We start from the raw sequence: 14,228 nt of genomic DNA, 5'->3' as shown, positions 1-14,228 counted from the left end.
CAGTTGAATTTTACCCTTCGCCAAAAGCGAAGGGTTTTTTATTGTTTTATCACATAATCATTTGCAACTTATTTTTGCCATATGTCAATTGAACAACTCTACGAGATTTATAAACAATACCCTTCTGTACAAACAGATACCCGGAAGTTAAAAAAGGGAGACTTGTTCTTTGCTTTAAAAGGCGGCAATTTCAATGGGAACCATTTTGCCAAACAAGCCATCAATGATGGAGCTGCTTACGCAATTATTGATGAAAAAGTCCCGATAACTATCGGGGTTGAAAACCCTGACCAATTCATATTAGTAGATGATGTATTGAAAACCTTACAACAATTGGCCAAACATCACCGGCAGCAATTTACTATCCCTTTTATCGCTATTACCGGCAGCAATGGAAAAACAACAACTAAGGAACTGATCCATGCTGTGCTCTCCACTACTTATAAAACATATACTACTGAAGGCAACCTGAATAATCATATTGGCGTACCGCTGACTATTCTAAAAATTAAACCTGATGCAGAAATGGCAGTGATTGAAATGGGCGCCAATCACCCGGGAGAGATCGCTTCTTACTGCGAATATGCGTTGCCTACTCACGGCATTATCACCAACATAGGCAAAGCCCACCTGGAAGGATTCGGAAGTTTGGAAGGCGTGAAGAAAGCTAAAGGTGAATTATTTGATTTTTTACGGGGACAACCTCATGCTTTCGCTTTCGTGATGTGGGACTATGATTACCTGCAGGAAATGAGTAAAGGTATCAGCGGTATCATCAAGTATGGAACAAAGGATGCACACATTACCGGGAGAGTAAATAAGACCGAGCCTTTTCTTGAAGTGGAAATAACGCAAGGAATATCTAATCCATTTATTCAATCAAAGCTGGTCGGTGAATATAACCTGCCCAATATTTTAGTTGCCGTGACTGTTGGCGAAACATTTAAAGTGCCGGACGAAAAAATAAAATTGGCCATTGAAAACTATGAACCCACCAATAGCCGCTCACAATTAATAGAACAAGATTCCAATAAGATTATACTGGATGCTTACAATGCTAACCCAAGCAGTATGAAACTCGCCATTGAAAATTTTGCCAAATTGAAGGCTCCTAAAAAAGTACTGATGCTGGGTGCGATGGCTGAATTGGGAAGCGAAAGCCTGCAGGAACATAAAACTATTGTTGAGCTAATAAAACAAAACCATTGGAGCGATGTTGCTTTGGTAGGCGGCGATTTCCTCAAAGTTGAGCACCCTTATCATTCATTTGAAAACTCGACCCTTGCTAAAATTTGGTTTCAGAAAAATAATTTTGAAAATGCTTACATCCTTATAAAAGGGAGCAGGAGTATGCAGATGGAAAATATTTTGAAATAATAATGCTGCTGAAACTCCCCGCCGCGGCGGGGATGGAGGTTTAAATCTACACATATGAACTGGAAAGAGATCTTTCCGCAGTTTGAACCTGACTTAATTGCTGTCCTGGAGAAAGAAGCAGTATTTAAGACTTTTGCTGCTGGCGAAGTCATCATGCGAACTGGCCAGTATATAAAATCTACTGTGCTGATATTAACCGGCCAAATAAAAATATATCGTGAAAATGATGAAGGCGGCGAGTTCCTGATGTATTACCTGGGTCCGGGGCAGGCATGTGCTATTTCCATGATCTGCGCTATCCAATCACAAACCAGTGAAATAATGGCGAAGGCAGAAGAAGACACGGAAGTGTTGATGTTACCTATACAATTGATGGATGAACTGATGAACAAATATAAAAGCTGGTACCAGTTCGTCATCCAAACCTACAGAAGCCGCTTTGATGAGTTGCTGTCTGTAATAGATAATATTGCGTTTCGCAATATGGACGAACGGCTTGAGTTTTATTTAAAACGGCATGCAGACAAAACCGGGAAGAAAAACATCGGACTTTCACACCAGCAAATTGCGGACGACCTGCATACCTCCCGTGAAGTTATTTCAAGACTCTTAAAGAAAATGGAGCAACGAAAGCAATTGCAGCTACATCGCAACATGATAGAATTACTCTAGATGATACTGTTGTGATTTCTGTCACATTGCAGAAACACCCGTTAAGTTAATCTTGCAAAAAAATAGTATGGAACTTTTAGGGTATGTCGCATCAATAGTAATTGGCATTTCATTGGGCATGATCGGCAGTGGCGGCTCCATTCTTACCGTACCGGTTTTGGTGTACCTCATGAATATTAACCCCTTGTTGGCTACCACCAGTTCATTGTTTATTGTTGGTACAACCAGTCTTGTGGGAGGTCTCCGGGCTTATTCAAAAAAATTGGTCGACTTTAAAGCTGTTACTGAATTTGGCATTCCTTCTATCTTTTCCATTTTTGTTACCCGTCATTACCTGTTGCCTGCCTTACCTGAGCGAATGTTCAACATTGGAAAAGAAGTCGTGACGAGAGACATATTCCTGATGGTGATATTTGCTATCCTGATGATGCTGGCTTCCTATAGTATGATACGCAACAACAATGAAACCATCAAACCTGTTGCGGAAAAAGACCGGCATAATAAAGCACTGCCGCTTATTTTATTGGGCCTGGGCATTGGAGTGGTTACCGGTTTATTGGGAGCCGGCGGTGGTTTCCTGATCATCCCATCACTGGTGCTTTTTTTAAGGCTTACCATGAAAACTGCGGTTGGAACTTCGCTGCTGATAATTGCCATCAATTCACTTTTCGGCTTCCTTTTTAGTTTGAAACAATTTGAATACAACTGGACCATCCTGTTAGTTTTCACAGTACTGGCAATCGCGGGTCTTTTTATTGGCGGAAAACTGGCCGATAAAATTCCAAATGCTTCGCTAAAAAAAGGCTTTGGTTGGTTTATTTTGATAATGGGCCTCTATATTATAGTAAAGGAACTGGTATTTAAAAGCTAATTGTATTTGTGACAAAAGTCATAGATGATGATTGGGAAAGGAAGGAGATTTGTACCTCATAAAAATAAAAGGATATGATAATCGAGCAAATTTATACAGGCTGTCTTGCACAGGGTGCCTATTACATCGAAAGCAATGGAGAAGCGGTAGTCATCGATCCATTGAGAGAAGTGGATTCTTATATACAGAAAGCCGAAAGAAATAACGCTACTATTAAATATGTTTTAGAAACTCACTTTCATGCTGACTTTGTGAGCGGGCATCTTGACCTGGCTAAAAAGACCGGTGCAACCATTGTATATGGCCCGAATGCAAATCCTGAGTTTGATGCTCATATCGCTAAAGATGGTGAAAAGCTCCGGGTTGGTAATATCACAATAACTGCATTGCATACACCGGGTCATACCATGGAATCGACCTGCTATCTGTTACAGGATGAAAATAAAAAGGCTGTCGCTTTGTTCAGCGGTGATACACTTTTTATTGGCGATGTCGGTCGTCCCGACCTGGCCCAAAAACTGGCAACAGACCTTACACAAGAGAAACTGGCGGGACATTTATTCGATTCATTGCGTAATAAGATCATACCGCTGAGTGATGATATTATTGTTTACCCGGCACATGGTGCAGGTAGTGCATGCGGTAAAAATATGAGTAAGGAAACTACTGATACGCTGGGTCACCAGAAGCAAACCAACTATGCGTTAAGAGCCGATATGACCAAAGAAGAATTTATCAAAGAAGTTACCACCGGCCTGGTAGCGCCGCCAGCATACTTTCCATTAAATGTTATGCTGAATAGTAAAGGCTATGAGAGCATTGATAAAGTGCTGGAACGTGGTCATCATGCCATGAGCCCGGATGCTTTTGAAACGGCCGCTAATGAAACAAGTGCACTCCTGCTGGATACCCGCGACCCTCAAACATTCGCCAAAGGATTTGTACCTAACTCAATCAACATCGGCATCGACGGAAGTTTTGCTCCCTGGGTTGGCACCCTCATCCCTGATATCAGGCAGGAAATATTATTGATCACCGATGAGGGACGTGAAGAGGAAGTGATCACCAGGCTGGCCCGCGTGGGTTATGATTATACTATTGGCTACCTGAAAGGTGGATTCAAAGCATGGAAAAAGGCCGGCAAAGAAATCGATAAGATTAAATCAATCAGCGCTAAGGAACTCAAATTGTTGGCACAAACGAATGACATCAATATTCTGGATGTACGAAAAAACAGCGAGTTCTTAAGTGAACATGTTATTGACGCAGTAAATACACCACTCGATTTTATTAATGATAGCATGCTACAGGTGGATAAAAACAGGACATATTATGTTCACTGTGCCAGTGGTTATCGTTCAATGGTCTTTGCCTCCGTATTGCGGGCAAGAGGCTATGATAATTTAATAGATATACAAGGTGGCTTTAAGGCTCTAAAAGAAAATGGCGGCTTCAGGTTAACCGAATATGTTTGTCCTTCAACATTACTTTAATTATTGATAAAAAATGGAATTGACATTACTAACTATATTGGACTGGTTGAAACAACCATGGCCATGGTATATCTCCGGGCCGCTGATTGGATTAATGGTACCTGGCTTATTATTGATAGGTAACAAAAGCTTTGGCATTTCTTCATCGCTCCGGCATATCTGTGCAGCTTGTATTCCTGCAAAAATTCCCTTTTTTCAATATGATTGGAAAAAGGAAATGTGGAACCTGTTTTTTGTGACAGGTATTTTATTAGGTGCAATGATTGTGGCAGCATTCCTGCAAAATCCAGACCCGGTAAAAATGAATGCCAATCTCGTGAGTGAATTGCAAGAGTATGGCGTCACTGATTATAAAGGACTGGTACCATCAGAGCTTTTCAATTGGAATAGTTTGTTTACAATCAAAGGAGTTATTATGATCGTTGTGGGTGGTTTCCTGGTAGGATTTGGTACCCGTTATGCGGGGGGATGCACATCAGGTCATGCTATCATGGGCTTAAGCAATCTTCAATTTCCGTCTTTGGTTGCTACGATTAGCTTTATGGCCGGTGGTTTTTTTGTAGCTAATCTGATCCTTCCGTGGATCTTAAAACTTTAATGAATGCAAACACAGGAAATTATACAGGAAAAAAAGCACCACGAATTCTTAACCCACAATACCGATTTTGAAGTACGGTCATTGGATACGGTTTGCGTGAATGAGTCAGAATTGAAACATCCATTCTGGCACAACCTGAAATACCTGGTTGCCGGAATTTTATTTGGTATTATACTCGTAAAAGCCGAGGTTATTTCCTGGTTTAGGATACAGGAGATGTTCCGATTGCAAAGCTTTCACATGTACGGTGTCATTGGTTCAGCAGTAGCGGTTGGAATGTTATCTGTATGGCTAATAAAAAAATATAAGCTCAAAACAATCTACGGTGAATCAATCGAATTTGTGCCTAAGAAATTCAATAAGGGAAATGTTTATGGTGGATTGATATTCGGCTTTGGCTGGGCAATCACCGGCGCTTGTCCGGGCCCATTGTTTGCTCAAATTGGAACAGGAGCCACGGTAATTATGGTTACCTTGTTAAGTGCCATCGCTGGCACCTGGGTATATGGTAAAATGAGAGAGAAATTGCCGCATTAGTTTTTCACGCAACGATATAAAATAAAATGTTCACAGTCCATCCTGCTCTATCCATGATGAAGCTGTGAACATTCACACTATTATGGTCTAACCGGCAAAAATATAACCGCAACCTTTTTCCTGTGCCCGTCCCAAAGCCCACACACCGGAAGGAACGACGGTAATGCCTGGCAATAATCCGGACTCCCAATCTTTCCTGACTTCAGCTGCATCTTTATTCATACTTGCAGCGGCGACAGCACTATAAACCGTCATGGCAGCTCCGCATACGCAGAATTGTACGCCACTATCCTGTAATTGATTGATACCAATAGCTACTTCTCCAAAACCAGGAATTTTAAAAGCTCCGGGTTTAGGTTTCCAGAATGGATTGCGGGTAGCCGGCGCTTTGGTTTCAGGATCGTGAGCTTTAAACATTTCACCAAATTTATACTTCTCCCATAAACGGTCTTCAAAAGCATAAGGAATTGAATCATGCCGAAGCACTACAACAACGCTGCAATCTTTTTCGGGTGAGCCAGTCGCTTCATTGGTGAGTAAAAAAACACGGGGCCATGCAAAAGGGAAAATCTCGTGTGGTTGTGGAGAGTCAAAGACAATACGCCGTTTCCCTTTGATTTTTTTAAACATTTCCTCAGGATCATCAGCCCGGCTGGCAGGCTCTTCAGCGTAAAGGTCAAGTGGTTTGGCCAATCCGGCTAGTCCAATGGTGGCGGCGCCTGTGGCAATAGATCCCAGAAATCCACGGCGGTCGGTCGTTCCAGAGAAATCATTTGTTGCCATAACAAAAAGTTTTGATTGAAGAATAGGGCAATAAGAAAAGAACCAGTTAAAAGCTACGAAAAAAAAATGATTATACAATTCCATATTAAAGATCGAATCCCATTAACCGCCTTTATCTAAATTCATTTGCGGTCGGGAAAAAGTCGTAACTTATTACAGGTAAAAGCTGGACAAATTTGTTCTTATCACGAATACAGGAAGAAGCTGGTAGTTTGAATATTGAACATAGTTAGCACATCGCCCACAATCAATAAACTTCATATGAAACAGATTTTTTTTATCCTGGTTATCCTGGCAATGCTTTCCACTCACCTGTTTGCACAACAGCCTGACTACAGGGTGGTATTTGACATTACCAGTAAAGACACTAATGCACACAAAACAGTCATTCGGCAAGCCAGCGCCATCAATAAAGCAAATCCTGATGCCAGATTGGAGGTAGTGTTGTACGGTCAATCACTGGACATGGTATTAAAAGACAAATCCGTAGTAGCTGATGATATTCAAAAATTAGTGGCAAATAAGAATGTTTCCTTCAAGGTTTGTTCCTTTACACTTAAACGACACAATGTGGATGTCAGCCAATTAGTGCCCGGCGTAGCAACGGTGCCCGATGGTATTTATGAAATTATTACAAAGCAGAGAGAGGGCTGGGGTTATATAAAAGTAGCGCAATAAATATTTGCAAATAATTAATACACTGCTCTCCCGGTGTGATTATTATCACCTTTTTGGCACCCCTATCTTTCCTATCTTTGCGGCCCGGAAGGTAAAATACTTGATTATGTCAGCAGCCGAAAGATCGAGAGGATATTTAGCATCTGCATTAACCTGTCGTTGTCCCCGTTGTCGTGAAGGAAGATTGTTTAAAAATCCAGTTAGCTTCAGTTTCAAAAAGACCATGGAGATGAATAAGACCTGCCCGGTCTGCGGACAGGCTACAGAAATCGAAGTTGGTTTTTATTATGGCACAAGCTATGTTAGCTATGCGCTGACGGTAGCACTAAGTGTTGCTACTCTTATTGCCTGGTGGCTGACAATTGGTTTATCTACTGAAGACAATCGTTTCTTTTACTGGCTGGGATTCAATGCTGTATTCCTGATAGCACTACAGCCCTGGTTGATGAGGTTGAGCCGTAGTTTATGGATTTCCTGGTTTGTAAGGCACGATCCCCACTGGCAGAAACACCAGCCGGTTGATGTTTCTGAAAGATTGAATACAGAACAAGCCAATAACTGGTAATAAAAAGTCCGGTCTACGCCAGGCAAAGCGCATCTTTACCATTTAAAGCAGTGCATAGCTCATCTTAAATTTTCGCTTATCCAAACCCACCCCTATTGAAATTTTCTTATGCGAAAAACTTCTGCCCCTCCGACGGGGGATAAAGAGTTCATTATGGAAACCTGGGCGCAAACTCCTTATAATAAGTTTGTTCTTACCAGCGTCGATGAGCCATTGGCTAATTGAAAAAACAGGCAGCCAAGATCAACATCCCCCACCCGTAATGCAACACCAATTATTTTTCAACACCTAACAATTTCCAAAATCCGACATAGGCTGCATCTTCCTTTTCTTCTAAATCCTTTACGATAAATGTCACCGGCTCGGCTCACTTCAGCAAGTTCTTTAAAAATAATTGCGGGATGAACTTCACCGATTTCAAAAAAGGAATTGTCAGTCACGACTGACTCTGGTTCAGCGATCAATGCATTTATTAACAAAGCGGCTCATGCCGCTTTTCTAATGCCCCCAACCAGGTTCTTACCGTCATCAAAGTAAAAGTTTGCTGGAAATCACTTCCGGGCATATCCAAATATTAGCAACCAAAACTGTTCAATCGTTTGCCCAAAATACGCTTCGTTCTTGGTCAGATAGAAATGTTATGGTAATTTACAAATGCTAAACAAAGTTTAATAATTATATAATTCGTCCATCACCATTTGATAAGATTGAAAATGTAGCATTGTACGAAAACGGAGACATGAAAAAAATTCAGGACCTGCTTAAACATTCCAGGTTGTTATTCATTGCCTGGTGTATGGTGGCCGCCTTCGGTACCTACTTTTGCATGTATGCATTTCGAAAACCTTTCACAGCCGGCACTTATGAAGGCATTAATCTATGGGGCATACACTATAAAACGATACTTATCATCTCGCAGGTATTTGGCTATATGTTGTCCAAGTTCATTGGTATTAAAGTGGTATCAGAGTTAAAACCATCACAGCGGCAAAAACTGATCATTGGTCTTATACTTTTCGCGGAGCTATCTTTATTATGCTTTGGTCTTATCCCTTACCCATACAATTTTATTTTTTTATTCCTGAATGGCTTGCCCCTTGGAATGGTTTGGGGCATCGTATTCAGTTATCTCGAAGGCAGGCGTTTTACTGAAGTGCTGGCGATGGGACTTACCATAAGCCTGATCATTTCTTCGGGTATTCTGAAAACAATCTATTTTGAAATACATGATTGGTTCCCGAACGTCATTGAATTCTGGATGCCGGCGTTGGTAGGTGTTGTTTTTCTGCCATTGTTTTTATTATTTGTCTGGATGCTGTCGGCGATACCGCAACCAACGGAGACAGATATATTGCTAAGAGCCGAACGGTCACCTATGACCAAAAAAGATAAAAGGAATGTGCTTCGGGAATTTGGCTTTGGCATTGTATGTTTTGTGCTGATGTATTCATTGCTCGTAACGATGCGTGACTTCCGCGATAATTTTTCGGTGGAGATATGGAAGGAAATTGGCGGAACCTGGGATAAAACGATTTTTTCAAAAACAGAACTTATAACCGGCCTGATCGTGTTGGCGGCGATCGCTTGTCTTTCACTCATCCGTAGCAATATAAAAGGATTTTGGGCAACGCAATGGCTGATTGCTTTGGGTATTCTGTTAAGCGGGGCCAGCACCTTATTGTTTCAATTACAGTTGATCCCTCCTTTTTGGTGGATATTACTCATCGGGATGGGCTTATTCCTTGCCTATATTCCTATACAGGTTGCCCTGTTTGAAAGAATGATCGCATTATTTAAAATAAAAGCCAATGCCGGTTTCTTTATTTATATCTGTGATGCCATTGGCTACTTAGGAAGTGTGGCGTTACTATTATACAAAGAGTTTTTTATGAAAGATCTGAGCTGGGCAAAAGTGATGATGCGCTTTAGCTATGTACTCACGGCAAGCTGTTTGTTTTTCTTGGTTCTTTCTGCCATCTTCTTTAACAGGAAGGCCGGTGTGAAAGGACCTATAACCGGCCCGCTGGAAAAAAAATTACAATCAACCTAACACAACGTATAAACCAGTCGTGATGATGCAGCGATTTTTCAACATACTTCATGGCTAACCAAAAAAGAAACTAATGAAAAGAAAACAGCTACTATTTACACCGGGACCACTGACTACCTCTAAAACAGTGAAGGAAGCAATGCTGGAGGATATGGGTTCCAGGGATTATCTGTTTGTAAATGCCGTAAAAGATATCAGAAATGAACTGCTTGAGCTGGCACATGTGTCAAAGGAAGAAGGTTATGAATGCGTGATCATGCAAGGCTCAGGGACCTTTGGTGTCGAAAGTGTTATCAGTAGCGTGATAGGGAAAAACGATACCCTATTAATACTGGCAAATGGCGCCTATGGTGAACGCATCGCAAAAATGGCCGCCATACATCAATTGAATCACCATATCGTTCGCTTTGCGGAAAATGAAATTGTGACGCCTGAAGCAACCGGCGAATTTTTACAGGCACATCCCGACATCACACATGTTGCCTGTATTCATAGCGAAACAACAACAGGGCTTTTCAATCCAATAACTGAAATTGGTGCAGTATGCAAAAAGCATAACAAAGTTTTCATTGTAGATGCCATGAGCAGTTTTGGCGGCGTAGAAATGGATATGAAGAAAATGCAAATTGATTTTCTCGTTTCATCCTCTAATAAATGTATTGAAGGGGTGCCCGGTTTTGCCTTTGCCTTATGCAAAAAACACGAATTGCAAAAAGCCCAGGGCCAGGCAAGAAGCTTAAGTCTTGATTTGTATGAGCAATGGGCCGGTCTTGAAGCAAGCGGCCAGTTTAGGTTTACACCCCCTACCCTGAGCATCATGGCTTTTCGCCAGGCACTGCGTGAATTAGCGGAAGAAGGCGGCATAAAAGTAAGAGAAAAAAGATATAAAGCCAACAAGCGGATATTAGATACAGGCATGGACGAGCTGGGTTTCAAACAATACCTGCAACCCGGTATCCAGGGACATATCATTACTTCATTCCTGTATCCCGACGATCCAAATTTCAGTTTTGAAATTTTCTACAAAAAATTGAATGATCGTGGCTTTGTCATATACCCCGGTAAGTTGGGAAAAACGGATGCATTCCGTATTGGCAATATCGGCCAGATATTCCCGGCTGATGTAAGAGCATTGATCACTGCCGTGAAAGAAGTATTGGAAGAAGAAAACGTTTTGATGGCGCAAGCCTGATGCACAACAAAAGCAGTCACAACAATGTTTATGGATCAAATAAATCGGTGGCTGCTTTTTTTTACCCACTTACCTTCTTCGATCTTGCGTCAGCACACCTGGTAAGCCACTCATTGCTGAACGGATCGATTTTGCCAAAACGTTGAAGGTTGAAATCAGAAAAATCGTAGGGATTGGGTTTATCCGCAGCCAACTCAGCGAAAGCATGACCCACACCACCGGCTACCGCAATGCCTGCACCTACACAGCCTGTAGCCATTAATAAATTGTTTACCTCCGGAACAGTGCCCATTGATAAATTACCGTCCGGCGTATAGCCTGAAAAACCGGCTACGTAATATTTTAATCCAATATCATAAATGTCGGGAAAGAAGCGGCCCAGCCTATCGATCACTTCACTCAAATCATTCATGCCACGATCTGCACTAAAAGAAAAATGACTGATGTCTGCAGGAATCTCTTTTGGCGAAACACTAAAAGAATTGGATTCACGAATTCCAAATAATAAATTACCACCTTCCGGCCTTGCATAAGCCTGCGCATCGGGCAATAAAACCATGGGTGAATTCACCGGGAATATCGTTGCTTTCTCCGTGATCCAATATTGACTTCTTACCGGGGCCATCGGTAAACCAATTCCGGCCTGGGCGGCGAAAATGGGCGCCCATGCTCCTGCCGCTATGATCACTTTATCGGCATAAATATTATTATTGGCAGTGACTACACCCATTGCCGTATTTCCATCCATGATAAGCCTGTTCACTTCTACGCCCTGGCGGATATCTGCACCCTGCATTTTGGCACAACGGGCAAAGAACGTTCCCAGTAAATAGGGGTCACAATAGGCTTCATTTGGAACAAACCCGATCTTAATTGCTTCATCGGTTTTTAACCAGGGAGATCGTTGATGAGCTTCTTCATTGCCGATATAATATGCCTTTTGTTTAAAAGTCTCTGCAATATTCATCAATGCATCCAGTTCCTTTACTTTAGTTTCACTGGCAGCCACATGCATCATGCCCACTGTTTTCATGTCCAGTGATTCACCCAGCTGTTTTTCCATTTCGCCGACGATACGATACGTTTCCAGTGTCAAAGGAATATAAGATCGTTTGGAACGGACAATGGTCATCAAAGCAGCGGCCCTGCTGGTAGCTGAATTGCACAGCTCATTTCTTTCCAGCACCACTATTTTTTTTCCAGGGTTATTCTTGGTGTAATAGTAAGCAATGGCACAGCCGAAGATGCCACCACCTATCACCACTACATTCGCTTTTTCAGAAGAAGACAATTTTCTAAATTTTTATTGATCCGCTAATATTGCTACTGCTCCATAGACCGTTTGAAATGCTCACTTAGTGTTGGTGAGCATAATAAGAATTTTCTACCGTTCCGTCTTCAAACAGCTCAACAATGGCATAACCTGGTGCTGTTTGCTTATAATAATATTTACCGGCAGAATCCTTGTCACCATCTTCCCACCAGAAACCGCTCAAAGCTCCATTGCAGAAATAGTTGACACCATTGTATTGGGCACTATCCTGCAGGTGAATATGGCCACTCAGGCAGGTGATCTTTTTATCCTTGTGTTTAAAAAATAACTCACTGATATATTTTGAATCCGTATGATTACCACCATCAAGAATAGTACAGACGGCCAGGATAGGATAATGACTCAAACAAATAACAGGCGTACCCACAGGCAATTTTGCCAAATCTTCTTCCAACCATTTGCGCTGTTCTTCATCCAGGGAACCGGCATTTTGATTATTACTGTCAAGTATAATGAAATGCCATCCTTTTTTATCAAAACTGTAATAGCGGTGCGGTATGTCCAGTTGTTTTACAACATGATTTTTGCCATACATTGCATCATCTTTAGATGGAGCAGCCCACCACATATCATGATTGCCCAGGCAGCTATGCACTTCATACCCCTTTAACTCATTGCGACAAGCCTGCCATATCTGCCATTGTTCATCTACCCGTTCACGGGTGATATGCTTATAGTCTGCAGCATAAATGGTATCACCACCGTTCAAAAAAAAATCTATTCTATGCTGTTTTATTTCATCCATACATTTACGAAAGCGGGCCGGCGCATTATGCTCCGGCCTGATATGGATGTCAGTGATATGGGCAACATGCAAAACTTTTTTCTTCCTTCTTTCTTGCCCGTTTGCAAAAGACTGGTCTCCACCAATAGCTATCGCACCGGCGCCGAGCCCCATCTTTTTTATAAGTTCTCTTCTTTTCATATAATAAATAAAAGGGTAAGATTATTTGATCACCGTTTTCACCGCTTCGCCAACCGGGTGATTGGCTGTGAATTTCAAACCTAATAATTGGGCCGCCGTTTGAGCAAACTGATCCTGGTAGATCTGTGTATTGGTTTTTACTTCACCTGCTGCCGGTGTGTCGGGACCAATTACAGCAAGCCAGGTTTCATTGGCACGCGGTACAGAAGAACCATGACTCGTCCATTTGGCATCAATACCACGTCCATGATCCGGGTAGATCATGATCGTCGTTTTATTTTTATAAAATGGATCCTGTTGAATCATTGCCCACAAACTACCGATCATTGCATCGAGATAATGGGCGCCATCCAGGTAGGAATCATATTGCCCATGATGGGCAAAATCGTCCAGGTCCGCGAAATCAATATGAACCACTTTGGGATGATTAGCCTGCATATAGGCTTTTGTCATAGCAAACGTGTGCGCATCAAAACGAACGCTGCGGCCAAAATATTCGGGCAGGTAATTTTGTAATTCATTCGCCAACTGCTGTCCGTCTGATAATCGTGGCCCTTTTACATCTTCGAATGGAAGATTTACCAGCATGCCGTTCCTGTCACGGTTAAGAATACGACCTAAGGCATCCCATGATGCAAATGTCACAACCTTGTTTTGATATCCATTTTGCTTATTGATAAATTCAAGCACATTTTCATTGGGATTATTTGGATACTCATTTGAATTAACTAATGAATCATAGTAGCCGCATAAGGTTTCACTACGACCGGGATACGAAAACCAATATTTGTTTTTTACATTCACCAGGTTTCCGAGATCACGGTTTCCGTATAACTGCCCTTTGTTGGCAATCGTGTTCCAAAAGAAAGGCATCAGCTTTTCACGCCGTTCAGTCGCTGTTGCGGCCCAGAATTTCTTGAATAAAGCTAAAGAATCCTGCGAACGATATTTTTTATTATTCAGGAGAGAAGAATCTGCCCCCTGGTAAATTTCCTGCCAGCGATATCCATCTATAGATATAAGAATAAGGTTTTTCGTTTTTGTTGTCTGACCAAAGCATGAAGAAACAAGAAAAAGAAAATAGAACAATGATTTTATTTTCATCTGTATATTTTTTATTTGATTTTGGCTTCCGATCCTTCGACAAGTTCAGG

Annotated in this window: 14 protein-coding genes; 10 read left to right on the top strand and 4 right to left on the bottom strand. The window is 41.7% G+C overall.

Going from position 1 to position 14,228, the window contains the following annotated elements:
• The first annotated feature begins 81 nt into the window (after nucleotides 1-81).
• The 6 genes from P2W73_RS04755 to P2W73_RS04730 all read left to right on the top strand — a co-directional run bounded on the left by P2W73_RS04755 (nucleotide 82) and on the right by P2W73_RS04730 (nucleotide 5,548).
• The gene (locus P2W73_RS04755) at nucleotides 82-1,377 is read left to right on the top strand and encodes a UDP-N-acetylmuramoyl-tripeptide--D-alanyl-D-alanine ligase (RefSeq protein WP_276500849.1); all 1,296 of its coding nucleotides are present in this window, start codon (nucleotides 82-84) and stop codon (nucleotides 1,375-1,377) included.
• Between the two features lie 54 nt (nucleotides 1,378-1,431).
• Nucleotides 1,432-2,049 (top strand): Crp/Fnr family transcriptional regulator, encoded by a 618-nt coding sequence (locus P2W73_RS04750; protein WP_276500848.1) that lies wholly within the window; start codon nucleotides 1,432-1,434, stop codon nucleotides 2,047-2,049.
• A 67-nt stretch (nucleotides 2,050-2,116) separates the two neighbouring features.
• Complete coding sequence (locus P2W73_RS04745) at nucleotides 2,117-2,920, top strand: sulfite exporter TauE/SafE family protein (protein WP_276500847.1); 804 nt, start codon at nucleotides 2,117-2,119, stop codon at nucleotides 2,918-2,920.
• 74 nt (nucleotides 2,921-2,994) lie between these two features.
• Nucleotides 2,995-4,413, top strand: a complete 1,419-nt coding sequence (locus tag P2W73_RS04740) for an MBL fold metallo-hydrolase (protein WP_276500846.1) — start codon at nucleotides 2,995-2,997, stop codon at nucleotides 4,411-4,413.
• A gap of 13 nt (nucleotides 4,414-4,426) precedes the next feature.
• Nucleotides 4,427-5,011, top strand: coding sequence for a YeeE/YedE family protein (locus P2W73_RS04735; protein ID WP_276500845.1), 585 nt, complete (start codon nucleotides 4,427-4,429; stop codon nucleotides 5,009-5,011).
• Between the two features lie 3 nt (nucleotides 5,012-5,014).
• Nucleotides 5,015-5,548 carry a DUF6691 family protein gene (locus P2W73_RS04730; protein ID WP_276500844.1) on the top strand — a complete coding sequence of 178 codons (534 nt, stop codon included), beginning with the start codon at nucleotides 5,015-5,017 and terminating at the stop codon, nucleotides 5,546-5,548.
• An 87-nt stretch (nucleotides 5,549-5,635) separates the two neighbouring features.
• Here the strand turns inward: P2W73_RS04730 and P2W73_RS04725 are convergent, their stop codons facing one another.
• Nucleotides 5,636-6,331 (bottom strand): hypothetical protein, encoded by a 696-nt coding sequence (locus P2W73_RS04725; protein WP_276500843.1) that lies wholly within the window; start codon nucleotides 6,329-6,331, stop codon nucleotides 5,636-5,638.
• A 261-nt stretch (nucleotides 6,332-6,592) separates the two neighbouring features.
• Here P2W73_RS04725 and P2W73_RS04720 point away from each other — a divergent pair, with 261 nt between their 5' ends.
• The 4 genes from P2W73_RS04720 (at nucleotide 6,593) to P2W73_RS04705 (ending at nucleotide 10,816) form a co-directional block, all read left to right on the top strand.
• On the top strand, nucleotides 6,593-7,009 hold the full coding sequence (locus P2W73_RS04720; RefSeq protein ID WP_276500842.1) for a DsrE family protein: 417 nt from the start codon (nucleotides 6,593-6,595) through the stop codon (nucleotides 7,007-7,009).
• A gap of 106 nt (nucleotides 7,010-7,115) precedes the next feature.
• Entirely contained in the window at nucleotides 7,116-7,574 is a 459-nt protein-coding gene (locus tag P2W73_RS04715) for a DUF983 domain-containing protein (RefSeq protein ID WP_276500841.1), read from the top strand.
• A 739-nt stretch (nucleotides 7,575-8,313) separates the two neighbouring features.
• Entirely contained in the window at nucleotides 8,314-9,624 is a 1,311-nt protein-coding gene (locus P2W73_RS04710) for a DUF5690 family protein (RefSeq protein WP_276500840.1), read from the top strand.
• A 73-nt stretch (nucleotides 9,625-9,697) separates the two neighbouring features.
• Nucleotides 9,698-10,816 (top strand): 2-aminoethylphosphonate--pyruvate transaminase, encoded by a 1,119-nt coding sequence (locus P2W73_RS04705; RefSeq protein ID WP_276500839.1) that lies wholly within the window; start codon nucleotides 9,698-9,700, stop codon nucleotides 10,814-10,816.
• Between the two features lie 61 nt (nucleotides 10,817-10,877).
• Here P2W73_RS04705 and P2W73_RS04700 read toward each other — a convergent pair whose 3' ends face one another.
• The 3 genes from P2W73_RS04700 to P2W73_RS04690 form a co-directional block, all read right to left on the bottom strand.
• The gene (locus tag P2W73_RS04700; RefSeq protein ID WP_276500838.1) at nucleotides 10,878-12,107 is read right to left on the bottom strand and encodes an NAD(P)/FAD-dependent oxidoreductase; all 1,230 of its coding nucleotides are present in this window, start codon (nucleotides 12,105-12,107) and stop codon (nucleotides 10,878-10,880) included.
• A gap of 64 nt (nucleotides 12,108-12,171) precedes the next feature.
• Nucleotides 12,172-13,074: a metallophosphoesterase family protein gene (locus tag P2W73_RS04695; RefSeq protein ID WP_276500837.1), complete on the bottom strand. Its 903-nt coding sequence runs from the start codon at nucleotides 13,072-13,074 to the stop codon at nucleotides 12,172-12,174.
• Between the two features lie 21 nt (nucleotides 13,075-13,095).
• Nucleotides 13,096-14,178 (bottom strand): alkaline phosphatase family protein, encoded by a 1,083-nt coding sequence (locus P2W73_RS04690; RefSeq protein WP_276500836.1) that lies wholly within the window; start codon nucleotides 14,176-14,178, stop codon nucleotides 13,096-13,098.
• Between the last annotated feature and the right edge of the window lie 50 nt (nucleotides 14,179-14,228).

It is taken from the genome of Terrimonas pollutisoli, from assembly GCF_029360765.1.
GTDB classification, from domain to species: domain Bacteria; phylum Bacteroidota; class Bacteroidia; order Chitinophagales; family Chitinophagaceae; genus Terrimonas_B; species Terrimonas_B pollutisoli.
Note: the sequence above shows the minus strand (reverse complement) of the source record. Positions and strands in the feature narration are given on the sequence as shown.

Bases quoted from the DNA above. Each gene is read 5' to 3' on its own strand.
- P2W73_RS04740 (WP_276500846.1), top strand. From the start codon at position 2,995: ATGATAATCGAGCAAATTTATACAGGCTGTCTTGCACAGGGTGCCTAT.
- P2W73_RS04695 (WP_276500837.1), bottom strand. From the start codon at position 13,074: ATGAAAAGAAGAGAACTTATAAAAAAGATGGGGCTCGGCGCCGGTGCG.
- P2W73_RS04750 (WP_276500848.1), top strand. From the start codon at position 1,432: ATGAACTGGAAAGAGATCTTTCCGCAGTTTGAACCTGACTTAATTGCT.
- P2W73_RS04735 (WP_276500845.1), top strand. From the start codon at position 4,427: ATGGAATTGACATTACTAACTATATTGGACTGGTTGAAACAACCATGG.
- P2W73_RS04690 (WP_276500836.1), bottom strand. From the start codon at position 14,178: ATGAAAATAAAATCATTGTTCTATTTTCTTTTTCTTGTTTCTTCATGC.
- P2W73_RS04715 (WP_276500841.1), top strand. From the start codon at position 7,116: ATGTCAGCAGCCGAAAGATCGAGAGGATATTTAGCATCTGCATTAACC.
- P2W73_RS04710 (WP_276500840.1), top strand. From the start codon at position 8,314: ATGAAAAAAATTCAGGACCTGCTTAAACATTCCAGGTTGTTATTCATT.
- P2W73_RS04720 (WP_276500842.1), top strand. From the start codon at position 6,593: ATGAAACAGATTTTTTTTATCCTGGTTATCCTGGCAATGCTTTCCACT.
- P2W73_RS04745 (WP_276500847.1), top strand. From the start codon at position 2,117: ATGGAACTTTTAGGGTATGTCGCATCAATAGTAATTGGCATTTCATTG.
- P2W73_RS04705 (WP_276500839.1), top strand. From the start codon at position 9,698: ATGAAAAGAAAACAGCTACTATTTACACCGGGACCACTGACTACCTCT.
- P2W73_RS04755 (WP_276500849.1), top strand. From the start codon at position 82: ATGTCAATTGAACAACTCTACGAGATTTATAAACAATACCCTTCTGTA.
- P2W73_RS04725 (WP_276500843.1), bottom strand. From the start codon at position 6,331: ATGGCAACAAATGATTTCTCTGGAACGACCGACCGCCGTGGATTTCTG.
- P2W73_RS04730 (WP_276500844.1), top strand. From the start codon at position 5,015: ATGCAAACACAGGAAATTATACAGGAAAAAAAGCACCACGAATTCTTA.